General features: G+C 64.8%; 20 protein-coding genes. 9 read left to right on the top strand and 11 right to left on the bottom strand.

The features are described 5' to 3' along the window. The first annotated feature begins 8 nt into the window (after positions 1 to 8). A complete protein-coding gene (gene gpt / locus AC0WRY_RS22685; protein WP_063195254.1) occupies positions 9 to 536 on the top strand; it encodes a xanthine phosphoribosyltransferase in 528 nt (175 codons plus the stop codon). Positions 537 to 560: 24 nt separating this feature from the next. After that, positions 561 to 1,223 carry a hypothetical protein gene (locus AC0WRY_RS22680; RefSeq protein ID WP_491120957.1) on the top strand — a complete coding sequence of 221 codons (663 nt, stop codon included), beginning with the start codon at positions 561 to 563 and terminating at the stop codon, positions 1,221 to 1,223. A 22-nt stretch (positions 1,224 to 1,245) separates the two neighbouring features. Here AC0WRY_RS22680 and AC0WRY_RS22675 read toward each other — a convergent pair whose 3' ends face one another. Continuing rightward, positions 1,246 to 2,268, bottom strand: a complete 1,023-nt coding sequence (locus tag AC0WRY_RS22675; RefSeq protein ID WP_259213429.1) for a methionine synthase — start codon at positions 2,266 to 2,268, stop codon at positions 1,246 to 1,248. Positions 2,269 to 2,411: 143 nt separating this feature from the next. On the opposite strand from AC0WRY_RS22675, the gene AC0WRY_RS22670 reads away from it, so the two are divergent. The 3 genes from AC0WRY_RS22670 (at position 2,412) to AC0WRY_RS22660 (ending at position 4,826) form a co-directional block, all read left to right on the top strand. Beyond that, positions 2,412 to 3,113, top strand: coding sequence for a glutathione S-transferase N-terminal domain-containing protein (locus AC0WRY_RS22670; RefSeq protein WP_491120954.1), 702 nt, complete (start codon positions 2,412 to 2,414; stop codon positions 3,111 to 3,113). A 127-nt stretch (positions 3,114 to 3,240) separates the two neighbouring features. Continuing rightward, positions 3,241 to 3,849 carry a 2-hydroxychromene-2-carboxylate isomerase gene (locus tag AC0WRY_RS22665; RefSeq protein ID WP_194403035.1) on the top strand — a complete coding sequence of 203 codons (609 nt, stop codon included), beginning with the start codon at positions 3,241 to 3,243 and terminating at the stop codon, positions 3,847 to 3,849. Beyond that, positions 3,849 to 4,826 carry an NADPH:quinone oxidoreductase family protein gene (locus AC0WRY_RS22660; RefSeq protein WP_491120952.1) on the top strand — a complete coding sequence of 326 codons (978 nt, stop codon included), beginning with the start codon at positions 3,849 to 3,851 and terminating at the stop codon, positions 4,824 to 4,826. Before AC0WRY_RS22665 ends, AC0WRY_RS22660 begins: the two co-directional genes overlap by 1 nt. A 101-nt stretch (positions 4,827 to 4,927) precedes the next feature. Here AC0WRY_RS22660 and AC0WRY_RS22655 read toward each other — a convergent pair whose 3' ends face one another. From AC0WRY_RS22655 to AC0WRY_RS22620, 8 genes are all read right to left on the bottom strand, one after another. After that, positions 4,928 to 5,818: a crotonase/enoyl-CoA hydratase family protein gene (locus AC0WRY_RS22655; RefSeq protein WP_211419040.1), complete on the bottom strand. Its 891-nt coding sequence runs from the start codon at positions 5,816 to 5,818 to the stop codon at positions 4,928 to 4,930. Between the two features lie 179 nt (positions 5,819 to 5,997). After that, entirely contained in the window at positions 5,998 to 7,419 is a 1,422-nt protein-coding gene (locus AC0WRY_RS22650) for an amidase (protein ID WP_491120950.1), read from the bottom strand. Further along, a complete protein-coding gene (locus AC0WRY_RS22645; RefSeq protein WP_491120948.1) occupies positions 7,412 to 8,584 on the bottom strand; it encodes a M20 aminoacylase family protein in 1,173 nt (390 codons plus the stop codon). The genes AC0WRY_RS22650 and AC0WRY_RS22645 overlap by 8 nt, the downstream gene beginning before the upstream one ends. A 13-nt stretch (positions 8,585 to 8,597) precedes the next feature. Next, on the bottom strand, positions 8,598 to 10,103 hold the full coding sequence (locus AC0WRY_RS22640; RefSeq protein ID WP_491120946.1) for a M81 family metallopeptidase: 1,506 nt from the start codon (positions 10,101 to 10,103) through the stop codon (positions 8,598 to 8,600). Between the two features lie 270 nt (positions 10,104 to 10,373). Continuing rightward, positions 10,374 to 12,023, bottom strand: coding sequence for an ABC transporter ATP-binding protein (locus AC0WRY_RS22635; protein ID WP_194403029.1), 1,650 nt, complete (start codon positions 12,021 to 12,023; stop codon positions 10,374 to 10,376). 153 nt (positions 12,024 to 12,176) lie between these two features. Beyond that, entirely contained in the window at positions 12,177 to 13,064 is an 888-nt protein-coding gene (locus AC0WRY_RS22630; protein WP_194403028.1) for an ABC transporter permease, read from the bottom strand. A gap of 19 nt (positions 13,065 to 13,083) precedes the next feature. Continuing rightward, complete coding sequence (locus AC0WRY_RS22625) at positions 13,084 to 14,025, bottom strand: ABC transporter permease (protein WP_194403027.1); 942 nt, start codon at positions 14,023 to 14,025, stop codon at positions 13,084 to 13,086. A gap of 263 nt (positions 14,026 to 14,288) precedes the next feature. After that, positions 14,289 to 15,419: a M20/M25/M40 family metallo-hydrolase gene (locus tag AC0WRY_RS22620; RefSeq protein ID WP_491120942.1), complete on the bottom strand. Its 1,131-nt coding sequence runs from the start codon at positions 15,417 to 15,419 to the stop codon at positions 14,289 to 14,291. A 270-nt stretch (positions 15,420 to 15,689) separates the two neighbouring features. Here AC0WRY_RS22620 and AC0WRY_RS22615 point away from each other — a divergent pair, with 270 nt between their 5' ends. The 4 genes from AC0WRY_RS22615 to AC0WRY_RS22600 all read left to right on the top strand — a co-directional run bounded on the left by AC0WRY_RS22615 (position 15,690) and on the right by AC0WRY_RS22600 (position 21,088). Next, the gene (locus AC0WRY_RS22615; protein WP_194403025.1) at positions 15,690 to 17,300 is read left to right on the top strand and encodes an ABC transporter substrate-binding protein; all 1,611 of its coding nucleotides are present in this window, start codon (positions 15,690 to 15,692) and stop codon (positions 17,298 to 17,300) included. 109 nt (positions 17,301 to 17,409) lie between these two features. Next, positions 17,410 to 19,032 carry an ABC transporter substrate-binding protein gene (locus AC0WRY_RS22610; protein ID WP_491120940.1) on the top strand — a complete coding sequence of 541 codons (1,623 nt, stop codon included), beginning with the start codon at positions 17,410 to 17,412 and terminating at the stop codon, positions 19,030 to 19,032. Positions 19,033 to 19,261: 229 nt separating this feature from the next. Then, complete coding sequence (locus tag AC0WRY_RS22605; protein ID WP_194403023.1) at positions 19,262 to 20,854, top strand: glycosyltransferase family 39 protein; 1,593 nt, start codon at positions 19,262 to 19,264, stop codon at positions 20,852 to 20,854. A 15-nt stretch (positions 20,855 to 20,869) separates the two neighbouring features. Then, positions 20,870 to 21,088: a hypothetical protein gene (locus AC0WRY_RS22600; RefSeq protein ID WP_194403022.1), complete on the top strand. Its 219-nt coding sequence runs from the start codon at positions 20,870 to 20,872 to the stop codon at positions 21,086 to 21,088. Here the strand turns inward: AC0WRY_RS22600 and AC0WRY_RS22595 are convergent. Continuing rightward, entirely contained in the window at positions 21,063 to 22,310 is a 1,248-nt protein-coding gene (locus AC0WRY_RS22595; RefSeq protein WP_194403021.1) for a multidrug effflux MFS transporter, read from the bottom strand. The two genes, AC0WRY_RS22600 and AC0WRY_RS22595, sit on opposite strands and share 26 nt — an antisense overlap. Before the next feature lie 175 nt (positions 22,311 to 22,485). After that, positions 22,486 to 23,952: a hypothetical protein gene (locus AC0WRY_RS22590; protein WP_249132124.1), complete on the bottom strand. Its 1,467-nt coding sequence runs from the start codon at positions 23,950 to 23,952 to the stop codon at positions 22,486 to 22,488. Positions 23,953 to 24,184: the final 232 nt, after the last annotated feature.

Genomic DNA, 24,184 nt, shown 5'->3' with positions numbered 1-24,184 from the left:
AGACGATGATGGCTGGTGAAGCACCGGAACTGAGCGCACAGGAGCGGGCGGGCAGGGCCTTTCCGGTCTCGTGGGATCAATTCCACCGGGATTGCCGGGCGCTGACCTGGCGGCTCAACGAGGTCGGTCCGTTCCACGCGGTGATCGCGATCACGCGCGGCGGCCTCGTGCCGGCCGCGATCGTGGCGCGCGAGCTCGGCGTGCGCGTGATCGATACGGTGTGTATCGCGAGCTACGATCACGACAAGCAGGGCGAGCTGCAGGTCCTCAAGGGCATTTCGGAGCAGGCCATGAAGCTCGGTGGAGGCACCGGCAAGGGCCTCTTGATCGTCGACGACCTCGTCGACACCGGCAAGACCGGCAGGCTGGTGCGCGAGATGCTGCCCGATGCGCATTTCGCCACCGTCTACGCCAAGCCGAAGGGCCGCCCGCTGGTCGACACCTTCATCACCGAAGTCTCCCAGGACACCTGGATATTCTTCCCCTGGGACACTGCGCTGTCCTACCACCCGCCGCTGCGCGACGGCGCGGCGTGACCAAAGGCGAATGGCGAGTAGCGAATGGCGAGTAGCAGCCCCTCCACTCGCAATTCGCCATTCGCTACTCGCCCCCTGCAAAACCGCGTCACGCCCACCGGCGACATCATCGCCACCCCGCATCGCGGCCTCTTCACCGGCAATCGCGGCATCATCCATGATCCCTCGACGAAGACGCTGCTCAACAAGCGCTGGTCATCGCCGGCCTGGATCACATGCCTGTGCGAATTCCGGGGATGGCGGCGGCCGGTGATGGCGCGGCGGAGCTGGACCGAGCTGTTCTTTCTCGACGAAGCCACCGCCTTTGCCTCGGGGCACCGCCCCTGCTTCTTCTGCCGCCGTAACGATGCCAACAGCTTCCGCGCGGCCTGGGAGAAGGGCAATGGTGCAAGCAAGGTGAGCGCGAAGGCGATGGACGCCCAACTGCACCTGGAGCGTCTGGACCATGGCCGCAAGCGCCTGCACCCGCTGCCGGTGCCGCTCGCAGAATTGCCCGACGGCGCGATGCTGCAGCAGGGCGAGCAGAGCTTTCTGATAACAAAAGGCCGGTCGCTGCTATGGTCGCCAGCTGGCTATGCCCGCGCCGAGCACGCGCTGGAGAGCGCGATGCTGCTGACGCCCCCGTCCACATTGCGGGCGCTGAGCGCCGGATATCGGCCGGCGCTGCATCCGACGGCTCTGGATTAGCAGAGCGTCCGGATCACGGCCATCACCCCAGCTTCTCGCGTGCCAGCGCCGCGCCGGCGCCGAGCGCCATCAGCTTGGCTTCGGCGATCTCGCGCCGCATCGGCGCCATGCCGCAATTGGTGGTGGCGATGATGTTGCTCTTGGGCACGAATTTCGACACGGCCTCGATCACCTTCACGACGTCCTCGGCGGTCTCGACTGTGTCGCTGGCGACATCGATCACGCCGGCCTGCACGATCTTGTTCTTCAGGAGCGCGAGCAGGTCGAGCGGGACCTTCGAGTTGCGGCATTCGATCGCGACCTGCTGGATCGGGCTCGCATCGATCGCCGGAAAGATCTGCTCGTATTGCCGCCACTGCGTGCCGAGCGTTTCTTTCCAGTCGGTATTGGCCTTGATGCCGTAGCCGTAGCAAATGTGCACGGCGGTGGTGCAGGTCAGGCCCTGCGCGGCGCGCTCCAGCGCCTTGATGCCCCAATCATTGACCTCGTCCATGTAGACGTTGAAGGCGGGCTCGTCGAACTGCACGAGATCGACGCCGTCGGCCTGCAAGGCCTTGGCCTCCTCGTTGAGCAGCTCGGCGAAAGCAAACGCCATCTTGACGCGATCGCCATAATAGCGATCGGCGATGGTGTCGATGATGGTCATCGGGCCGGGAAGCGTGAACTTCAGTTTCTTCTTGGTGTGCGTGCGCGCCACACGCGCCTCGAAGGCATGGACGCGATCCCTAAGACGAAGCGGCGCGACCACCTGCGGCACCATCGCCTTGTAGCGATCTTTCCGGATGCCCATCTCGACCTTGTGGGCGAAATCGATGCCGTCGATCTTCTCCAGGAAACCGTGGACGAAATGCTGACGGGCCTGCTCGCCCTCGGTGAGGATGTCGACGCCGGCGTCCTCCTGGATTTTCAGCCAGATCAGCGTCGCGTCGCGCTTGGCACGGAGCAGCTCCTCGCCTTGCGATTTCCAGGGAGCCCAGAGCATATTGGGCTCGGCGAGCCATTCCGGCTTCGGCAAGGAGCCGGCGATCGTGGTTGGAAACAGCATGGCGGCCCTCCCGGCAGGTTATGTTGCGCCCCTTCCTGCCATGTCCTAACGTCGAGGTACAGAACAACGAAAGTCGCTCTCTATTCCGGCCGCGACGACGAGAAATGCCAAGGGAATGTCAAGGGAACGCCAAGGGAAAGGTCATGATCGACCTCTATTACGCGCCGACGCCGAACGGCTGGAAAATCTCGATCATGCTGGAGGAGCTTGGGCTTCCCTATACGGTGAAGCCCATCAATATCCGCGCGGGTGAGCAGTTCAGCGCTGAGTTTCTGGCGATCTCTCCGAACAACCGTATCCCCGCGATCGTCGACCACGCACCCGCAGACGGCGGCGAGCCGTTCTCGGCCTTCGAGACCGGCGCGATCCTGATCTATCTCGCGGAAAAGACCGGCCGCTTTCTGCCGGCCGACCTGCGCGGCCGCTCTACAGCAATCCAGTGGGTGATGTGGCAGATGGCCGGCCTCGGTCCGATGCTCGGCCAGCATGGGCATTTCGCGCTCTATGCGGCGGAGAAGATTCCTTACGCGATCGAGCGCTATCGCGACGAGGCGGCCCGGCTCTATGGCGTGCTCGACCGGCAACTGGAGAAGACCGGCGCCTCTATCGCCGGCGATTATTCCATCGCCGACATCGCCTGTTTCCCTTGGACCATGACCCACAAGGCGCAGGGCTTCACGCTCGACGACTATCCGAACGTGAAACGCTGGTATGCCGAGGTCCGCGCGAGGCCGCAGGTGCAGGCCGGGCTTGCGATCGGCAAATTCGTGAAAGAGCCGTTCGACGAGGAATCACGCAAGATCATGTTCGGGCAGAAGGCTAAGGAAGTGCTGGGACGGAAGTAGGCACCGTCATTCCGGGGCGCGACGCAGTCGCGAGCCCGGAATCCACCGGGCCGCGGAACGAGAGGCGAAATGGATTCCGGGCCTGCGCCTTCGGCGCATCCCGCAATGACAGACATGAGGAACCACCATGATCGAATTCTTCTTCGACTGCTCCAGCCCCTGGACCTATCTCGCCTTCCACAACATCCAGCCGCTCGCCAGGGAGCTGGGCGCCGAGATCGTCTGGCGGCCTATCCTGGTCGGCGGCATCTTCAACACCGTCAACCCGAGCGTCTATGCGCAGCGTGAGAAGCCGGTGCCGCTGAAGGCGCGCTACATGAAGAAGGATCTGGCCGATTGGGCACGTTCCGCCGGCCTTGCGATCAAGATGCCACCGACGGTGTTTCCGGTGAACAGCGTCAAAGCGATGCGCGGCTGCATCTGGCTCGGCAAGGACATGGTGCCGTTTGCGACGGCGGTGTTCGAGGCCTATTGGGGCGACGACAAGGATATCTCGCAGGACGCGGTGCTTGCCGACATCTGCAAAAAGGTCGGCGTCGACGATGCAAAATTCTTCGCGGGCATCTCGGAGCAGGGGATCAAGGATCAGCTCAAGGCGAATACGGAAGAGGTCGTCGCCCGTGGCGGCTTCGGCTCGCCCACGATCTTCGTGAACAAGACCGACATGTATTTCGGCAATGACCGCCTGCCGCTGATCCGTGAGGCGCTTCTGCGCAGCAAGGCGAGCGCGGCCTGATGGTGCGCGCCGTCGTCTGCCGCTCGCTCGGCGAGCCCGAAAAATTGCGGCTCGAGGAGTTTCCGTCGCGCCCCCTGAATCCGGGCGAGGTGCGCGTTGCGATCCGCGCCGCCGGGCTGAATTTCCCTGACGTGCTGATGGCGGCCGGCCAATATCAGCTCAAGCCGGAGCTGCCGTTCACGCCCGGCATGGAAGCCGCCGGCGACGTGACCGAGATCGGCGCCGAGGTGAAAGGCGTTGTCATCGGCGACAAGGTCATCGTGAAGATGCGCCACGGCGCGTTTACCGATGAGGCGGTGGTGACATCAGCGCAACTGACGCCGATGCCGTCGACATTCGACTACGCGGAAGCCGCGACCTATCTTGCCGGTCATGGCACGGCCTATCATGCGCTGATCGATCGCGGCCGGGTCGAACCGGGCGAGGTGCTGCTGGTGCATGGCGCAGGCGGCGGCACGGGATTGGCCGCCGTCGAGATCGGCAAGATGCTGGGCGCCATCGTGATCGCGACCGCCTCAAGTGACGAGAAGCTCGCCATCGCGAAATCGCGCGGCGCCGATCATCTCGTCCGCTACGACCGCGAACCGTTTCGCGATGCCGTCAAGCGCATCACAGATGGTCGCGGCGCGGACGTCGTGTTCGATCCCGTCGGCGGTCAGGTGTTTGAAGATTCGATGCGCTGCATCGCCTGGGGCGCGCGGCTGCTGGTGATTGGCTTCACCGGCGGCATCGGTTCGGCCAGGACCAACCTCCTGCTGATCAAAGGCGCCAGCGTGCTCGGCGTGCGCGCCGGCGAAGCGGTCCGAAAGAACCCTGCGCTCGGGCAGGTGCGCCTGAAGGCGCTGCTGCAATGGGCGGAGCAGGGCAAGCTGCGCCCCAACATCTCACACCGCCTGCCGCTGCAGGACTATGCGAAGGCAATGCGGCTCCTGATCGACCGCAAGGTGATCGGGCGTGTGGCGCTGATGATGGACTGATCGGTGCCGATGAACCCGTAGGGCGGGTTAGCGAAGCGTAACCCGCCGTTCTGCCTCAAGAGAAGAGGTGGGTTACGCCTTTGGCTAATCCGCCTACGAACTTATTTGTACTCCCGCTCGGTCCACCACGGGAAATAGTCCGGCATGTCGGTCGAGACCTTGTTCTTGAACTGCGCCGGACGCTTCTCCAAAAACGACACCACGCCTTCCTTCACGTCGTCCGAGCGGCCGCGCGCGTAGATGCCGCGGCTGTCGACCTTGTGGGCTTCCATGGGATCGTCGGCGCCCATCATGCGCCACATCATCTGGCGGATCAGCGCCACCGAGACCGGCGCGGTCTTCGCCGCAAACTCCTTGGCGAGCGCGCGGGCGGTCGGCAGCAGATCATCTGGCGGCACGACCTTGCTGACGAGACGGCCGGCGAGGGCTTCCTGCGCCGGGAAGACGCGGCCCGAATAGCACCATTCCAGCGCCTGCGAGATCCCGACGATGCGCGGCAGGAACCAGCTCGAAGCCGCCTCCGGCACGATGCCGCGCTGGGAGAACACGAAGCCGAACCGCGCGGCATCGGAGGCAATCCGGATGTCCATCGCGAGCTGCATGGTGACGCCGATGCCGACCGCGGGACCGTTCACCGCGGCGATCACCGGCTTCAGGCATTTGAAGATGCGCAAGGTCACCTGGCCGCCGCCGTCGCGCACCTGCGGATCGCTGTAGTCGACCTTGCCGTCGGCGAAGCGCTTCACGGGCCCGCGCCGCGCGTCGCGATCGAAGGTGTCGGCGCCGGAAGAGAGATCGGCGCCCGCGCAAAAGCCGCGGCCGGCGCCTGTGACGATGATGGCGCGGACGTTGTCGTCCTTGTCGGCGGCGTCGAACGCGTCGATCAGCTCGGCTTGCATCTGCGCGTTGAAGGCGTTGAGCTTGTCGGGCCGGTTCAGCGTGATGGTGAGGATCTGCTCGGCGACCTCGTATTTGATCGTCTCATACGCCATGGGTGGTTTCCTTCCCGGTTTCTTTATCGGTCTCTCTAGCACGTCATTCCACGGCGCGCGAAGCGCGAGCTACGGTGCGCAATTGCGCACCTGAGAATCCATCAATCCGCACCAGTAGTGCCGATGAATGAATTCCGGGCTTGCGCCAAGTGGGCGCAACCCGGAATGACAGAGTGCGGCTACTTCGCCGGCGGCTTGGGCCACGGCCGCTGCGGGCCGCGCAGGGCCTCGAACGCCTTGGCCATGCCGAGCACGCCGATATCGTCGAAGCGCCGGCCGACGATCTGCACGCCGATGGGAAAGCCCTGGGCGTCGAAGCCACCGTTGACGGAGATTGCCGGGTTCTCCGACATATTCCACGGCACGGTATAGCAGATGTGCTCGAATGGCCTCATCGGATCGTTGGTCGGCGAAGCCCATTCCGCCGCATAGTTCACGTTCGGCGCGGTCGGCGAGATCACATAGTCGAGCTCGCAGAACAGTTTTCCGGCCGCGGCCCGGATCGCCATGGTCTGGTTGAAGCCGCGGATCACGTCGACACCCGAGAGCTTCGCACCGGACTCGCCCCATTTGAAGATGTAGGGCAGCACCTTGGCCTGCTCGGCCGGCGTCAGCTTCGCCAGATCGTCCCACATCCTTGCACGCCAGAAATTGTCGAGGCCGTCGAGCATCTCGCGCGTGAGGATGCCGTCGACCTCGGTGACGACGCTGCCTGCGGATTCGAACGCCTTTGCGGCTTTCACCGCGACGTCGCGGACCGCTCGTTCTGCCGGCAGGCCGACGCCGGCATCGAGCATCAATCCGATGCGCAGTTTTCGCGGAGATTTTTCGAGACCCTTCCAGTTGAGCGGCTGGGCGGGCAGGCTCATCCCATCGCGCCGGTCGGGCTTTGCGATCACGCTCATCATCAGCGCGCAATCGTCGACCGTGCGGGTCATGGGCCCGGCGACGCGCCCGACATAGGTGGGATCGATCGGCACGCGGCCGAAGCTCGGCTTCAGGCCGACGAGCCCGCACCAGCCCGCGGGCAGGCGCACCGAGCCGCCGATATCGGTGCCGAGATGCAACGGGCCATAGCCGGCCGCCGCTGCGGCCCCTGCGCCCGCGCTGGAGCCGCCGGGATTCTTGGTGAGGTCCCACGGGTTGCGCGCCAGCGCGTGGAAGCTGGAGAGCCCGGAGGACAGCATGCCGTAATCGGGCATGGTGGTCTTGGCGAAAATGATCGCGCCGGCCTCGCGCAGCCGCGCGGCGGGCGGAGCGTCCTTCTCGGCCGGCACCAGCTTGACGCTGGCTGCCCCCTGCGGCACCGGCACGCCCTTGGTCGCGATGTTGTCCTTCACCGTGACGGGCACGCCGTCGAGCGCGCCGGATGGCTCGCCGCCGCTCCAGCGCGCGGTCGAGGCCTTGGCGGCTTCGCGCGCGCTGTCGGGATCGAACGCATAGAGCGCCTTCAGATGCGGTTCCCATGCCGCGACATGCGCGAGCAGATCCTCCAGCACCTCGCTCGGCGAGAATTGCTTGGCGCGATAGCCCGCGATCAGATCGACTGCGGACAGATCGTGCAGCGAGGTGACCGCATCCTCGACGCTCTTTTTATGCATGAGCGCCTACCGGCATGCGCGTCTCGATGATGCGGGCGAACATGCTGGCGCCGATCGGCAGGATCTTGTCGTCGAGCACGAAGCCGGGATTGTGCACCGGCACCGAGCCGTCATGGCCGACCCAGAAATAGGCACCGGGAATCGTCTCCAGCATGTCGGCGAAATCCTCGCTGCCCATTTTGGGCTGGGCGCGGGTGATCACCTTGGCGGGGTCGACGATGGTGCGCGCGACCTCCTCGACCACCTTGGACTGTTCGACCTGGTTGACCAGCACGCCGAAGGTGTCGCGGATGTCGACGTCGATCACGCATTGGTAGGCGCTTGCGATGCCGGCGCAGATCGTGCGGATGCGTTCGCTGACGAGGCTGCGGACCTCCTTCGAGAAGGTGCGGATGGTGCCGCAGAGATGTGCATCGCCGGGAATGACGTTGTAGGCTGAGCCCGCGTGGATCTGGGTGATCGACACCACCGCGGCCTGCAGCGGCTCGACGTTGCGGCTGACGATGGTCTGGATCGCCTGCGCCAGCGTGGTCGCGATGATCACCGCGTCCTTGGAGCGCTCGGGCATCGCACCATGCGCGCCGTAGCCGGTGATGCGCAGGTCGAAGAAGTCGGCGCTGGCCATCGCGGGTCCCGGCAGGATCGCGATCTCGCCGTGATTGAGATCCGGCGCATTGTGCAGGCCGTAGAGCTCGTCGCAGGGAAACTTCTCGAACAGGCCGTCCTTGATCATCGCGCGGGCGCCGCCGAGCCCTTCCTCGGCCGGCTGGAAGATCAGGTGCACGGTGCCGTCGAAATTCCGGGTCTCGGCGAGATAGCGGGCGGTGCCGAGCAGCATGGTGGTGTGGCCGTCATGGCCGCAGCCGTGGAAGCGGCCGGGGATCTTCGAGCTCCATTTCAGATTGGTGTTCTCTTCCATCGGCAGCGCGTCCATGTCGGCGCGCAGGCCGATGCGCTTGCTGCCCGAGCCCTTGCCCTTGATGACGCCGATCACGCCGGTACCGCCGAGGCCGCGATGCACCTCGATGCCCCAGCTCTTCAGCTTGTCGGCGACGATGCCGGAGGTGCGCACTTCCTCGAAGCCGATCTCGGGATGGGCGTGGAGGTCGCGCCTGATAGCGGTGAGTTCGTCGGCGTAGCCGTCGATGCGCTCGAGTGTGGGCATGGGTCCTGTCCGGTTAGCGTGAGGGAGGGTTGAAAACGGGGCCGTTCGGCTTGATGCGGATGCCCGGACGCAGGCGCGTCCAGGGCAGGGCAGCGGTGTCGGCCGGCATCGCGCCGGGCGCGGCGCAGATCATCAGGCTCGCAGCGATCGGCTCGAAATCCGCACGGAAGTGCACCGAGCTCTTGTTGACCAGGATCTTCTCCTGCGTCGGCTCGATGCCGACATAGCGATACATCGCCTGGTCGGCGAGCTGGGCCTTGTGCGAGGAGACGACGACGCGGACGTCGCCGATGCGCAAGGCTGCTGAGGGGCCCATCTCCATCTCGCGGCCGCCATAATAGGGGCCGGGCGCGATGAAGCGGCCGTCGGACAATTGCTCGACGACGAAGGTCTCGGTGTAGGGCGCGTCGCCTGGAATGCCGGACTTGCCGCCGAGCGACAGCGTGACGGTGGCGCCGACGCCGGCCGCATGCGCGGCCTTCGCGGATTCCGGATCGTAGATCGCCCCGGTCGCCGCGCTCGCTCTGTTGCGCACCAGTGCGCGCAGCATGCCGGTTGTGTCGGAATCGCCGCCGGCGCCAGGATTGTCCTGGGTGTCGGCGATGATGATCGGCTTGCTCGCGCTCTTCGCAAGTTCCATGGCGTGGAGCACGCCGTCGTCGGGCGACCAGATCTTGCCGTCGAAATCGTCCTCGTGGCTTTCGACCAGCTTCACGATCGCGTCCGCCGCACGGTCGGCGTCGTCCTGCGTCCTGCCATAGGCAAACACGCTCGGGCCGCAATCGCGGAAGTCGGCGGCCGGAAAGCCGGGCGCGAAGGAGAGCGTCGGAACCGCATCGGCCTCCAGGGCGGCGAGCTTTTCGTAGATGCCCTTGGTGGGGAAGTCATTGGTGCATTGCCAGCTGATCGCAATCAGGAACGGCAATTGCCGAAACGACTTTGCAAAGCGCTGCCTGGTCTTCAGCAGCAGCGCCAGATGCCGCGCGCAGGCGCGGCCGGTGTCGGCCATGTCGATGTGCGGATAGGTGCGATAGGCGATCAGCGCGTCCGCGTGTTCCATCATCTCGGGCGTGACGTTGGCATGCAGGTCGAGGCTGGCGACCAGCGGAACGTCCTTGCCGATGACACGGCGCACGCGCGCCAAGATCTCGCCTTCGCCGTCGTCGAGGTGCTCGGTCACCATCGCGCCGTGCAGATCGAGATAGACCGCGTCGATCGGGCCGGCGGCCTTGATGCCGTCGATCATCACCTTCACGATGCGCTCGAAGGCGTCCTTGGTGACATGCGCGGAGGGACTCGCAGCGGCAGCAATCGTCGGGATGAGTTCCCAGCCGTTGGCTTCGGCGCTGTCGACGAAGCCGGCAAGGCCGACATTGATGCCCCGCATCACCTTCAGCACGTCGGCGCCTTCCGTCATCGCCGGCCAGCCCCCGCCATGCTGGAAATCGGCGAAGGTCGCCTTGGTGGGAGCAAAGGTGTTGGTTTCGTGCAGGAAGCCGCCGACGGCGATACGTGTCATCAATTCAAGTCCAGCATTGGAAAGTGCGCGAAATTAGCCTTGGCTTTGCGAGGAGAGCAAGGTGAGAGGCCATCGCGCCGCGCATGGCCTCAAGCTGTTTTGGGAATGCTGCGTCTCACACTCCGCCGTCATTCCGGGGGCGCGCCACCTGGCGCGAGCCCGGAATCCATCTTGCGACAGAGTCTGAGGCCCGATGCATTCTATGGTGCGCCATTGCGCACCATAACTCACCGCTTCGCGATGCCCCGGAATGACGAGGGGTGAGTTGACTTAGGCGCTCGCCCCGACGCCTTCCGACACCGGCCGGAAGTTCGCAAAGTCCCAGTTGCGCCCCGGCGCGGCGTCCAGCAGCGCCTTGGTGTAGGCCTGCTTCGGATGCGTCAGCACCTCGGCGGCGGGGCCCTGTTCGACGACGCGGCCGTGCTGCATCACCACGACCTCGTCGCAGATTTGTGCGGCGACGCGCAGATCGTGGGTGATGAACAGGATGGCGATGCCGAGCCGCTGCTGGATCTCGTCGAGCAGTTCCAGCACCTGCGCCTGCACGGAGACGTCGAGCGCGGAGACCGCCTCGTCCGCGACCAGCACGTCCGGATCGAGCGCGAGCGCGCGCGCAATGGCGATGCGCTGACGCTGGCCGCCGGAGAACTGGTGCGGATAGCGCGACACCGCATCGGCGGGCAGGCCGACCAGTTCGAGCAACTCGCGGGCGCGCTTCATCGCCTCAGCGTGCGCGACGCCGTAATTGATCGGACCTTCGGCAATGCTCTCGCCAACGGTGACGCGCGGATTGAGCGAGCGGTAGGGATCCTGGAACACGATCTGGATCTTCTGCCGGTGCGGCTGCAGCAGACGCCGCGAGATGTCGGCGATCTCGCGTCCGGCAAGGCGCACGCCGCCGGAGGTCGGATCGATCAGGCGCACGATGCAGCGCGCCACAGTCGACTTGCCGGACCCGCTTTCGCCGACGATGCCGAGCGTGCGGCCTTTGCGCAGCGTCAGCGTCACCTTGTCGGCGGCGACGACCTCGCGGCCTTTGCCGAAGAAGGCGCGCTCCTTGTAGACCTTGCTGAGCTCGTTGGCCTCGAGCACGATCGGCTCGCGGCTTTCCTCGCGCGGCGCCCGCGGCACCAGGCTCGGGACCGAGGCCAGCAGGTTGCGGGTATATTCCATGGTGGGATTGCGCAGCACGGTTTCGAGCGGGCCGGTTTCGACCAGCCGGCCCTGCCGCATCACCGCCACGCGGTCGGCGATCTCGGCCACCACGCCCATGTCGTGGGTGATGAACAGCACGGCTGTGCCGTGATCGCGCTGCAGCTCGCGGATCAGCAGCAGGATCTGCTTCTGCGTGGTGACGTCGAGCGCGGTGGTCGGCTCGTCCGCGATCAGCAGCTTCGGCTCCAGCACGAGGGCCATCGCGATCATGATGCGCTGGCGCTGCCCGCCGGAGAGCCGGTGCGGGTAGGAGGCAAAGATGCGCTCGACCTGGGGCAGGTGGACCTGCTCCATCATGTCGAGAATGCGCTTCTTGCGCGCCCTGGCGTCGAGGTTGGTGTGCGCGCGCAAGACCTCGTCGATCTGGCGGCCGACCGGCACGACCGGGTTGAGCGCAGTCATCGGCTCCTGGAAGATCATCGCCATCTTGGTCGCGCGCAATTGGCGGAGGCGGCGGTCGGTCGCCGTGAGGATCTCCTCGCCGACCAGTTTGACGCTGCCGGCGGTGGGAACCAGCGTGCCCTTCGGCAACAGGCCCATCGTGGTGAGCGAGGTCACCGACTTGCCTGAGCCGCTTTCGCCGACGAGACACAGCGTCTCGCGCTCGCGGACCTGGATCGAGATGCCGTCGATGATCTTGGGCCCATTCGGCTTCTTGCCGATTGAGACGACGAGGTTGTTGATGTCGAGGATGGTGTCGGTCACGTCAAATCTCTCCGTCATTCCAGGGCGCGACAAAGTCGCCAGCCCTGGTGCGCAATTGCGCACCTGAGAATCCATCGGGCCGCAGCACATGTGGTGAAATGGATTCCGGGTTCGCGCCAAGAGCCGCGCGCCGGAATGACAACGTCAATTGCTTCACTTCCCCTCCCGCTGCTTCATGCGCGGATCGAGGGCGTCGCGGGCGGCGTCGCCGATGAGGTTGATGCTGAGGATGGCGATCGAGAGCAGCAGGCCGGGCCAGAAGATCAGCGACGGCTTGATCTGGAAGTACTGGCGGCCCTCGGCCATGATGTTGCCCCAGGTCGGCGTCTCCGGCGAGATGCCGGCGCCGAGGAAGGAGAGGATGGCCTCGGTGAGGATGGCGCTGGCGCAGATATAGGTGCCCTGGACGATCAGCGGCGCCACCGTGTTCGGCATCAGGTGCCGCAACATGATCTTCGGCAGGGACGAGCCGACCGAGATCGCCGCCTCGACATAAGGCTCCTCGCGCGCCGACAGCACGACGGAGCGTACCAGGCGCGCCACGCGCGGAATCTCGGGGATGGTGATCGCGATCAGCACGGTCCAGAGGCTGGCCCCGGACAGCGACACCACGGCGATCGCGAGCAGGATGCTCGGCATCGCCATCAGGCCGTCCATGACGCGCATCAGCACGGCATCGACCAGCTTGAAGAAGCCGGAGACGAGACCGATCGCGAGCCCGATGACGATCGACAGGATGGCCGAGCCGATGCCGATCAGCAGCGAGATGCGGCCGCCATAGAGGACGCGCGACGCCAGGTCACGGCCATAGGCGTCGGTGCCGAGCAGGAACTGCGCGGACGACGGCTTGAGCCGCTGCGACGGCGCGAGCTGGATCGGATCATGCGGCGCGATCAGCGGCGCGAGGATCGAGATCAGGATGATCAGCGCGAGCAGGACCGTTGCGGTGGCGATGATGGGCGTCGAGGTGAGGAAGCCGAAGCGCGGCCGCAGCGGCGACGTGATCGGAATGGACGACTGGGGAAGGGTATCGACCGACATGTTTGTCCTTGTCCTTGCCTCAGTACCGGATCCGGGGATCGAGCAGGGTGTAGGCGACGTCGATGAGAAGATTGACGACGACATAGATCAGCGAAGTCAACAGGATCATCGCCTGGATCACGGGATAGTCCCGCGCCAGCACCGCATCCACGGTGAGGCGGCCGATGCCGGGGATGTTGAACACGCTTTCGGTGACGACGACGCCGGAGATCAGCAGCGCAAAGCCGGTGCCGATCACCGTGATCACGGGAACGGCGGCGTTGCGCAGCGCATGCCGCATCATCACGGCGACCTCGTTGATGCCTTTCGCACGCGCCGTTCGCACGTAATCTTCGCCGAGGACGTCGAGCATCGCGGCGCGCGTCATGCGCGCAATCAGCGCGATGTAGATGAAGGAGAGTGCGCAGGTCGGCAGGATCATGCGCTCGAAGAACGGTCCGAAGCCGGCGCTGATGCTCTTGAAGCCCTGCACCGGAACCCAGCGCAGCTCGATGGCGAAGACCTGGATCAGGATGTAGCCGACCACGAATACCGGCACCGAAAAGCCGAGCACCGACAGCCCCATCACGAAGCGGTCGATCCAGGTGCCGTGCTTCCACGCCGCGATCACGCCCAGGGGAACCGCGACGATCACGGCGAGGATGATGGTCGACAGCGCGATCGAGATCGACGGCTCGACGCGCTGGCCGATCATCTTCATGACGGGCAGGTTGGAGATTAGCGAAGTCCCGAGATCGCCGTGCAGCAGCTTGTTCACCCAGGTGATGAACTGCACGATCAGGGGCTCGTTGAGGCCCAGTGACGTGCGGATGCGCTCCAGCCGCTCAGGCGTCGCATTGTCGCCGGCGAGAATTGCGGCGGGATCGCCTGGGGTGAGGCGGAGCAGGAGGAAGACGAACAGCGCGACGACACCCATTACGGGCACGGCGGCGAAGATTCGGCGAAGGAGATATCCGAGCAAGTTGGATCCGTCTGATTAGAGTCAAATCGCGGCAGCGATTACGGTGTTCTGCCACCAGCCTAACATTTCAGCAATTCCCGTGCCATCGGGGCCACAGTTATTGCAGTGCGGTCAATCGTTTCGGGAAGGGCATCTTTCCCTATGGCGCGCTGTCATTCCGGGGCGCGTCGAAGGCGCGAACCCGGAATCTCGAGATTCCCGGCTGCACAACCGCGCACCATGGGTCGACGCGTCGCGCCGCCCTGGAATGACCGGCTCAAAAATCACTCCAGCGTCGCCAGCAGCCCCGCCATCAGGCGGCCGCGCTCAACGAGACTCTCGACTTCGATATACTCCTCCAGCGTGTGGCCGTTGGCTCCGCGCACGCCCAGGCCGTCGAGGGTGGGAATTCCCATCGCACCGGTGAAGTTGCCGTCGGAGCCGCCGCCGGAGCTCGCATGCGGTAATTCCGCGCCGAGAGATTTGGCGATGCCGCGCGCCTTCTCATACAGCGCCATCGTGCCCGCGTCCGGCTCCCACACAGGACGCGTCACGCCGCGCGTCACCTTGAAGGCGACGTCGTTGGTCGTGCCCGACAGTGCCAGCATTCGCTCGACGCCGCGGTCGAGATCGGCCTGCCGCTTGGCCATGGAGAGCGCTTCGCCGGTGGCGGTCGTGGCAACGCAATTGACCCATTGCCCGCCGTGCACGACGCCGACCGAGAAGGTGCAGTCCTCGCTCGTCATCGCATCGATTGCGAGGATCTGCCGCGCCATCTCGCGGATGGCCGAGCGTCCCGCCGACAGCGTCGCGCCGGCATGACTCGGCCGGCCCGTCGCCTCGAGATTGAAACGTGCGATGGCATAACGTCCGGTGGTGACGCCGTTGTCGGCACGGCCGGGCTCGGGCACCAGCACGTATTTGTTGCGTGCGGCCTCCGCTTCGATGATGTCGCGTGTCGAGGGCGTGCCGACTTCCTCGTCCGGCGTGAACAGCACGGTGATCGGCAGCGGCGTGGTGAAGGATGCGCGCGCCAGCTGCCGGATCGCTTCCAGCGAGAGGTAGTTGCCGCCCTTCATGTCGTAGATGCCGGGGCCGTAGCATCTGTTGCCCTCCCGCCGCCATTTCAGCTTCTCGATGGTGCCGACCGGATGGACGGTATCCATATGGCCGGCGATCAGGATGCCGGGCTCGCCCTGCTTCGGATGCGGAAAGTGCGCGCGGATCACGCCGCCGAAGCCCTGCCGGCCGGCGATGCGCTCGATCGTCGCACCCATGATCGCCATATCCCGCGCTGCGATATCGAGCATCCGGTTGACGGCATCTGCATCCCAGGTCGGGCTCTCGCATTCCACCCAGGTGCGCAGGCCTTCGAGCATGGCCTCGGAATCGAAGGGAAGATTGGCTGGATTCATCTGAATGTCTCTCAGGCTTCGAAAGATGGAACGCGCATTGCATCGCCGCGAGGACGAGACGAGCGGAGAGTGTTGTAGAGCCAAACCGATCCTTGTGGAGCCCGCGGCCGCGCCGCCATGGCTTGCAGCGAAACCGGATTGACGCGCTGGGCACTGTCTGCAAGTCTCGAAAGATAAAGGCATTGCATGGGGTTAGTTCGCCCAAAGAACGAACCACATGCTCAATCAATAACCCGCCTTTGAACAGTTTCACGTCAGGAGAAACTTTTTATGTTGCACTTCATGCGCCGGGGGCCTCGCGCGTTCGCCTCCAAACTTGCGCTGTCTGTCGTCGCGCTTTCGACGGCGCTGGCTTCGCCGGTGCTCGCAGCCGGCAAGACCATCACGGCGGTGATGCATTCCGATCTGCGCATCATCGACCCGATCTTCACCACGGCCTACATCACGCGTGACCACGGCTACATGGTCTACGACACGCTGGTGGCTCCTGATTCGACCTTCAAGATCCAGCCGCAGATGGCGGATTGGAAGATCTCCGACGACAAGCTCACCTACACCTTCACGCTGCGCGACGGCCTGAAGTGGCATGACGGCGCACCGGTGACGGCGGAAGACTGCGTCGCTTCGCTGAAGCGCTGGGCCGCGGTCGACGGCATGGGCCAGAAGCTCATGGACTTCACCGCGAGCATCGAGGCAACCGACGCCAAGACCATCACGTTGAAGCTGAAGGAGCCCTACGGCCTCGTGCTCGACTCCATCGGCAAGCCGTCCTCGCGCGTCGCCTTCATGATGCCGAAGCGCCTCGCCGAGACGCCGGCGGACAAGCAGATCCCCGAGCAGATCGGATCGGGCCCCTTCAAGTTCGTGGCGTCGGAATTCCAGCCCGGCGTGAAGGCCGTCTACGTCAAGAACACCGACTACGTGCCGCGCAAGGAGCCGGCGAGCTGGACCTCCGGCGGCAAGGTGGCGAAGGTCGACCGCGTCGAATGGATCACCATGCCGGACTCGCAGACGGCCGTGAACGCGCTGCAGTCGGGCGACATCGATTTCATGGAGAACCTGCCCTACGACATGCTGCCGGTGCTTGAAGCGAACAAGGAGATCACGATCGAGGTCTCCAACAAGTTCGGCTTCCAGACCCTCGGCCGTATGAACTTCCTCTATCCGCCGTTCGACAACGTGAAGGTGCGCCGCGCCGCTCTTCTGGCGATGAACCAGAAGGACGTGCTCGACGCGCTGATCGGCAACGCCAAGTACCAGAAGATCTGTGGTGCCTTCTTCGTGTGCGATACGCCGCTCGCAACCGAGGTCGGCGGCGAAACCCTGGTGAAGGGTAACGGCATGGCCGAAGCCAAGAAGGCGCTCGCCGAGTCCGGCTACGACGGCACTCCCGTTGTGATCATGGCACCCGGCGACGTCACGACCCTGAAGGCCCAGCCGATCGTCGCGGCCCAGCTGCTGCGTGAGGCCGGCTTCAAGGTCGACCTGCAGGCGACCGACTGGCAGACCGTGGTGAGCCGCAGAGCCAGCCAGAAGCCGCCGAAGGAAGGCGGCTGGAACATGTTCTTCACCAACTGGGTCGCGGCCGACGTCTCCAACCCGATCGCCAATCTCTCGATCGGCGGCCAGGGCAAGAAGGGCGGCTGGTTCGGCTGGGCGGAAGACCCTAAGATCGAGCAGCTCAAGGACGCCTTCGTCCGCGCGCCCTCGCTTGACGAGCAGAAGAAGATCGCTGCCGACATCCAGAAGGAAGCCTACGAGCAGGTGATCTACATCCCGCTCGGGCAATACCTGCTGCCGAGCGGCTGGCGCAAATCGCTGACCGGCGTGCTCGACGGTCCCGCAACGCCGCTGTTCTGGAACGTCGACAAGTCGGAGTAGGACCTAGTCGAGATGAGGAAGGCGCCTCGCGCGCCTTTCACGCCGAACGTTACGCGGCGCCGCTGACATCAGCGGCGCCGTGCGCCAACCGCTCGCCAGGAGAACGTCAATGTTCCAACTCATGCGTCGGGGGCGTCTTGCGTTCGCCTCCAAATTTGCGCTGTCGGTCTTATCGCTCTCAGTCTTGGCACTTTCGGCATTGGCCTCTCCGGTGCTTGCCGCGGGCAAGACCATCACGGCGGTGATGCATTCGGATCTGCGTATCCTCGATCCGATCTTCACCAGCGCCTATATCTCGCGTGACCATGGCTACATGGTCTACGACACGCTCATCGCGACGGATTCGAATTTCAAGATCCAGCCGCAGATGGCGGACTGGAAGATCTCCGACGACAAGCTGACCTACACCTTCACGCTGCGCGACGGCCTGAAGTGGCATGACGGGACGCCGGTGACGGCCGAAGACTGCGTCGCCTCGCTGAAGCGTTGGGCTCAAGTCGACGGGATGGGGCAGCAGATGATGCTGTTCACCGCGAGCATCGAGGCGACCGACGCCAAGACCATCACGCTGAAGCTGAAGGAGCCTTACGCGCTCGTTCTGGAATCGATCGGTAAGCCGTCCTCGCGGGTCGCTTTCATGATGCCGAAGCGTCTCGCCGAGACAACGGTGGACAAGCAGATACCCGAACAGATCGGCTCCGGCCCCTTCAAGTTCGTGGCGTCGGAATTCCAGCCGGGGGTGAAGTCGGTCTATGTCAAGAATGCCGATTACGTGCCGCGCAAGGAGCCAGCGAGCTGGACCGCCGGCGGCAAGGTGGTGAAGGTCGACCGCGTCGAATGGATCACGATGCCGGACTCGCAGACGGCGTTGAACGCGCTGCAGTCGGGCGACATCGATTTCATGGAATACCCCGCGATCGACATGTTGCCTGTCATCGAAGCAGACAAGGAGCTCAAGCTCGAGATCCTCAACAAGTTCGGCTTCCAGACGGGCGCGCGGATGAACTTCCTTCATCCGCCCTTCGACAACGTCAAGATCCGCCGCGCAGCATTCCTGGCGATCAAGCAGAAGGACGTGCTCGACGCGCTGATCGGCAATTCCAAGTACTACAAGACCTGCGCCGCGGCCTTCATCTGCGACACGCCGTTTGCGACCGAGGTTGGCGGCGAGACCCTGGCGAAGGGCGGCGACATCGCCGCGGCCAAAAAGGCGCTCGCCGAGTCCGGCTATGACGGCACGCCCGTCGTCCTCATGGCGCCAGGCGACGTGCTGTTGTTGAAGGCCCAGCCGATCGTTGTGGCCCAGCAACTGCGCGCGGCCGGCTTCAATATCGACCTGCAGGCCACCGACTGGCAGACGGTGGTGAGCCGGCGCGCCAGCCAGAAGCCGCCGAAGGAGGGCGGCTGGAACATGTTCATCACCAATTGGGTCAGCGCCGACGTGGACAATCCGATCACCAACGTCGCGGTCGGCGGGCAGGGCAAGAAGGGCGGCTGGTTCGGCTGGGCGGAGGATGCCAAGATCGAGCAGCTCAAGGACGCCTTCGTTCGTGCCGCCTCGCTCGACGAGCGCAAGAAGATCGCGGCCGAGATCCAGAAAGAGGCCTACGATCAAGTGCTCTACATGCCGCTCGGCCAGTATCAGGCGCCAAGCGCCTGGCGCAAGTCGCTGACCGGCGTGCTCGACGGCCCGGCAACGCCGGTGTTCTGGAATATCGACAAATCGGAGTGAGGGGAGGCGATTCTCCCGCCTTCGCTGTCTTAACCAAACGGCGCCGCTGTCATCAGCGGCGCCGTTGTCTTGTGCCGCTCCTGCGCCGGCCGGCAAGGCGTGAGGCTTTTAACTCTTCCAGTTTTCAATCATTGCTATTTGTTTCAATTCTGAAATAGAAGCGCCGTGTTCCCGCATCGCTTTCCTTGTCCCATTTGATTCCGTGCCGATTGATTTTGCACTCCAGGCGATGGCCGAACGGTCCGATCGCGCGCCTTCGCGCTGGCGACGGCCTTTCCTGCATTGGCTCGATGGTGTCGAGGCGGGCTGGGCCGTTCCGCTTCTCGTCGGCTGCTTCGTCGCGGTCTGGACGCTCTATCTGGCGATCGCCTATGCCGGCGGCGGCGTGCACCCTGATACGCTCGAGGCCTGGACGCTGGGGCGGCATTTTGCCTGGGGCTATCCAAAGCATCCACCGTTGATGGGGTGGGTCGCGTCGGCATGGACCTCGGTCTTTCCACCCAGCGACTGGTCAATGCAATTGATGGCGATGGCCAATGCCGGGCTTGCGCTGCTCTTCGTCGACCGGATCTCGCGGCAGTTCGTCACCGGGCACAAGCGCGTCCTGGTGCTTCTGCTCCTGATGCTGACGCCCGCCTATCAATTCCACGCCCAGCGTTTCAACGCCAATGCCGTGCTACTCGCGACCTGGCCGCTGGCGACCTGGTGCTTCCTGCGCGCATTCGAGACGCGCGCGGTGCTGTGGGCGGTCGCGGTGGGGTGCACGACAGCCCTGGCGATGGTCGGCAAATATTATTCGATCTTTCTCGTCACGAGCTTCGCGTTTGCCGCACTGGCTCACCCGGCGCGGCGGGCCTATTTCACCTCCGCCTCGCCCTGGATCTCCGTCGTCGTCGGGCTCGCGGCGCTGTCGCCTCACATCTATTGGCTTGCGACCACGGGTGCGTCGACCTTCACCTACGCGCTGGCGCACGCAGGCGGAAACGCTGCGACCTCGCTCGGTGAGGTGAGAAGCTTCCTGCTGGGGCTGGTGGCCGCGATGAGCATCTCGGCCGCGCTCTGGGTGCTCGTCGCAGGAACGCGCTTGAGGCAGTTTCCGGCCGACTTCGCGGCGATGAGCCCGGGCCTGCGGCTTCTGTTCTACGTCACGATCGGCACGATCGTGCTGCCGGCCACGACGTCGCTCGTGATGGGCACTGATCTGCCCTCGCTCTGGGCGTTGCAGGGGCTATTCCTGTTCGCGGTTCTCGTGGTCTGCGGCACCAGCTATTCGATCGAGCGCTTCTACACCGTCAACCTTACGGTGATCGTGGTCGGTATCGCGCTCGCGGCCGTTTTGATCGCCGCGCCGATCCATGCCGTCTACCGCAACGATCACGGCTACGAGGAGGGCCGCAATCTCTACGCCCAGGCGGCCGGCGAAGTGACGCGCGCGTGGCGGGACCTCACGGGCCAGCCTCTGAGCGCCGTGAGCGGCGATGGTTCGCTGGCTTTCGCCACGGCGTTTTACGGCCCGGACCATCCGTATCATGTGAGTCCGTTCGAGTACGAACCCGGGTGGGGCTTGCCGCGCAGGACGCTCGATCGTGGCTGGGCCGCGCTGTGTTTCCGCGATCAGGAGCCTTGCATCCGATGGATGGAATGGGCGTCCCCCCAAATCGGGCATTTCGTCAGGCGTGAGTTCACCGTGCAGGCCACGCTGTGGGGGCGGCCCGGTCTTTCGCGGGACGTGGTTGTGCTGATGGTGCGGCCGCGGGGAATGCGGACGATTCCCAAGAGCACTGCGGATGATTTCAGCGCCAGCCGGCGCGCGACCGAGTAGACGTCGCGTTCAGCAATGGCTGTCGCGCAACTGCTCGAGGCCCTCACTCGCAAAGGGCGGCGTCAGCGCAGCCTGGCCGGTGCCAGGTTCGGAACCCTCCGCCGTCTGCGGTTCGACGTCGGCGTGATCTTCGCGGGGTTCCAGTTCCATCGCAGCGGCCTTTCGAAATTGCTGCAGGACAACATCGGGGCCGCCGGGATGTTCCTTGTCAGATGGGGCGATGATGCGGCTTGAACAGCCGACCCTTCTCGACCACCAGCACGATCGCGAGCGCGGCGAGGGTCGACAGGAAAAAGCCGACCGAGAACGGCAGCAGCGTGCCGTCAAAGCTCTGTCCGATCGCCATGCCGACCACGATTCCGATCAGGGTCGTGATCGAACCATAGAGCGAGGAGGCGGTGCCGGCGATGTGGCCCTGCGGCTCCATGGCGAGCGCCGTGAAGTTCGCCACCATCATGCCGAACGAGAACATCATCAGGGCGGAGAGCACCATGAACAGGCTCAGCGGCAGCACGCCGAGCATTTCCGTCAGCAGCATCACGCCGGCCACGACCGTGTAGAGCGTCAGCGCGCCGTGCGAGATCACGCGCATGCCGAGCCGCCCGACCAGCCGCGCATTGAGGAAGCCGGCGACGGCCGTGCCGGCGGCAATCGCGGCGAACGCGAGCGGGAAGTAATGGCCGAGGTGGTAGATGCCGGTGAAGACCTGCTGGGCGCAGAACACAAAAGCGAACAGCGCGCCGATGACGCTGCCGGCCGCGGTGGCATAGCCGATGGTCTGGCGATGGGTCACGGTCTGGCGGAACGCCGAAAGCACGTCGGCGGGCGCCAGCGACCTGCGTCCGGATTCGGGGAGGGTTTCAGGCAGCCGCAGCACGCACCATGCGAGCGCGAGCAGGCCATACAGCATCAGCACCACGAAGATGCCGCGCCACGCCGTCACCAGCAGCACCGCCTGTCCGAACGAGGGCGCGATCACGGGCACCGCGATGAACACCATCATGGCCAGCGACATCACGCTCGCCATCCGGCGGCCGACATAGCAGTCGCGCACGATCGAGGTCGCGATCACGCGCGTCGCCGAGGTGCCGAGTCCCTGCAGCGCGCGCGCCAGCAGCAGCGTCTCGAACGAGGGCGCCGCGACCGCCAGCACGCTCGCCACCGCATAGACCGCCATCCCGCCAAGCAGCACCGGCCGGCGGCCGAAGCGGTCCGAGAGCGGCCCCATGACGAACTGGCCGGCGCCGAAACCGATCAGGAAGGTCGACAGCACCAGCTGAAGATGGTTGGCGACGGGGATATTGAACGCCGCCCCGATATTGGGCAGCGCCGGCAGCATCATGTCCATCGCAAGCGGATTCAGCGCCATGATGGACGCGATCACGATGACAAATTCCGGAAAACCCATCGGACGGTGTCCCGTGGACACCCAGGAATCGGCATTAACGTCGGACAAGCAGCTCACCTCTGAAATCGAGCGACTTTATCGGTCTTTCATGCTGCGTTGCACAACCCATGTTTCGGGATGGCTGGCAGGCGGGGCAGGGGCGAACAAGAATTGGTGAGGCGCCGGCCCCGCGCGGCCGGGCGGGGTTCGCCGGAAACCGCCGCCCATGCCGGGCACCCTGACGTTACCTGGAAGCGGCCTCTGGCCTTGTGTAGAGGCTGACATACCCGCCGGTATATTCCTCTTTCCAGCCTCGCTCGCCGACCAGGAAGTGCCGCAGCTGGTCATGTGCTCTGATCCAGAGCACCGCGTCGATCTTGTACTTGCTGAGCACCTTGTCCCAGGTCGCCGCGTCGATGTCCCGCCGGACCAGCCTGAGATAGTCCCGCAGCAGCTCGTCGGGATAGGCGGTCGCCGCCCGGCCGTCGACGAAGAGGGGCACTGAGCCCTGCGTTCTGAAGATCAGGAGCCCGCCGACGTTCCAGTGGTTCAGCAGGTGCCCGCGCGAGGTGTGCGCCTGGAGATAGCGGGCATCCGCGTCCGAGAGCATGTCGGGCAATGCCAGCGCCGGTCTCACCTGCATGAACGTGAATGGCAGCAACAAGACGCCGACGAGGCCGGCCGCCAGCATCGCGCGTCGGATCTCGAAGCTGCGGCGCTTCGGCAGCAGCCGGTCGATGTGAAGCGCCATCGGCACGCTCGAGAAGATGAAGAAGAACGCGGTGTATCTGAACTGATAGAGGCCCAGAAACAGAAAGAGCCACGCCAGCACGCGGGCCTCGAGGGGAACGCGCGTGGCGTTGCGGTCTCGCAGCTCTAGGGCAGCGAATGTCAGCGCATAGGCGATGCCGGGAAGGCTCCCCGGCAGCTCCACATTGTGAAAATAGGATCGCCATTCGCTGATATCGGCCTGGACGAAATGCCCGAGCGTCGCCGTCACGCCGTCATAGACATGCCATCCCAGGGGATTGACGAGGATCGCGATGAGGCACCCGACGCCCGCCAGGCAATAGTTGCGAAGGCCTGTCCAGTCCCGCCGCAGCAAGGCGGCGCAACAGAAGACGCCGAGAATCGGAAAGGCGAGCACGAAGCCGCCATGCAGATTGACCCAGGCGATCATCATCGGCGGCAACAGGAACCAACGCCGCCGCATGCATTCGCCGTAAAGGACCACGGCGAACAACATGGTCGCGATGTTCGGCGATGCCGCCAGATACATGTTGGGCGAGGCTTCGTAGCAGGGGTAGAGCAGGCACGCGGCGAACACGGCGATGCAAACCGCCGGCGCGGACGCGCCGCTGCTCAAGCCGCAAAAGGCGAGGTAGCCGGCAATGACCGCGCCGCAGGCGACGACCATGAGGACGATGCCGGCAAAGCCGGCCTGCTGATACAGCGCGCTGGCCATCACGTCCCAGAGCCAGGACAGATTGTACCATTGCTTGTCGCCGGCGGTGAACGACCACGGATCCTGGAAGGGCACCTCGCCCCGCTGCCTGATCAGGTCTCCGGCGGCGAGGTGCCAGCCGAGATCATAATGGCCGAGCAGCAGCGGTCCGTTCGACAGGTAAAATACCGACAGGAAGGCGATCAGGAAGACGTAGACCTCGACCCCGTGGAGGGGAGCCGCGGACGCCGCTCGCGATCGGCTCATCCTGGACCGGGACCAATCCTCGCGCGCGTCCATCGGAGCTCTCACCATCGCAGCCAGCCGCTCCAGGCCCTGCATGTCCCTGGGTCTGCATCGACGGGGCAGACATCGCCCGCTTTAGGGGAAGACGATCTAAAGTGGAGTAAAGGCCAGGGGCGCCGCTCGGGTTTCCCACGCGGAAGGGATGCTTGGTAAACGAACGATTGCGTGCGCGGCGCGCGTCATGGCTGCCGTC

Source organism: Bradyrhizobium sp. T-12, assembly GCF_058314695.1.
This window is presented reverse-complemented; position numbering and strand designations above follow the sequence as displayed.

What these genes read in the sequence shown, in the direction of transcription:
- AC0WRY_RS22675 (WP_259213429.1), bottom strand. Translation starts at nt 2,268, where the DNA reads ATGCTGTTTCCAACCACGATCGCCGGCTCCTTGCCGAAGCCGGAATGG.
- AC0WRY_RS22650 (WP_491120950.1), bottom strand. Translation starts at nt 7,419, where the DNA reads ATGCATAAAAAGAGCGTCGAGGATGCGGTCACCTCGCTGCACGATCTG.
- AC0WRY_RS22640 (WP_491120946.1), bottom strand. Translation starts at nt 10,103, where the DNA reads ATGACACGTATCGCCGTCGGCGGCTTCCTGCACGAAACCAACACCTTT.
- AC0WRY_RS22590 (WP_249132124.1), bottom strand. Translation starts at nt 23,952, where the DNA reads ATGAGCCGATCGCGAGCGGCGTCCGCGGCTCCCCTCCACGGGGTCGAG.
- AC0WRY_RS22670 (WP_491120954.1), top strand. Translation starts at nt 2,412, where the DNA reads ATGATCGACCTCTATTACGCGCCGACGCCGAACGGCTGGAAAATCTCG.
- AC0WRY_RS22655 (WP_211419040.1), bottom strand. Translation starts at nt 5,818, where the DNA reads ATGGCGTATGAGACGATCAAATACGAGGTCGCCGAGCAGATCCTCACC.
- AC0WRY_RS22600 (WP_194403022.1), top strand. Translation starts at nt 20,870, where the DNA reads ATGGCTGTCGCGCAACTGCTCGAGGCCCTCACTCGCAAAGGGCGGCGT.
- AC0WRY_RS22660 (WP_491120952.1), top strand. Translation starts at nt 3,849, where the DNA reads ATGGTGCGCGCCGTCGTCTGCCGCTCGCTCGGCGAGCCCGAAAAATTG.
- AC0WRY_RS22605 (WP_194403023.1), top strand. Translation starts at nt 19,262, where the DNA reads ATGGCCGAACGGTCCGATCGCGCGCCTTCGCGCTGGCGACGGCCTTTC.
- AC0WRY_RS22615 (WP_194403025.1), top strand. Translation starts at nt 15,690, where the DNA reads ATGTTGCACTTCATGCGCCGGGGGCCTCGCGCGTTCGCCTCCAAACTT.
- AC0WRY_RS22620 (WP_491120942.1), bottom strand. Translation starts at nt 15,419, where the DNA reads ATGAATCCAGCCAATCTTCCCTTCGATTCCGAGGCCATGCTCGAAGGC.
- gpt (WP_063195254.1), top strand. Translation starts at nt 9, where the DNA reads ATGGCTGGTGAAGCACCGGAACTGAGCGCACAGGAGCGGGCGGGCAGG.
- AC0WRY_RS22665 (WP_194403035.1), top strand. Translation starts at nt 3,241, where the DNA reads ATGATCGAATTCTTCTTCGACTGCTCCAGCCCCTGGACCTATCTCGCC.
- AC0WRY_RS22680 (WP_491120957.1), top strand. Translation starts at nt 561, where the DNA reads ATGGCGAGTAGCAGCCCCTCCACTCGCAATTCGCCATTCGCTACTCGC.
- AC0WRY_RS22645 (WP_491120948.1), bottom strand. Translation starts at nt 8,584, where the DNA reads ATGCCCACACTCGAGCGCATCGACGGCTACGCCGACGAACTCACCGCT.
- AC0WRY_RS22630 (WP_194403028.1), bottom strand. Translation starts at nt 13,064, where the DNA reads ATGTCGGTCGATACCCTTCCCCAGTCGTCCATTCCGATCACGTCGCCG.
- AC0WRY_RS22610 (WP_491120940.1), top strand. Translation starts at nt 17,410, where the DNA reads ATGTTCCAACTCATGCGTCGGGGGCGTCTTGCGTTCGCCTCCAAATTT.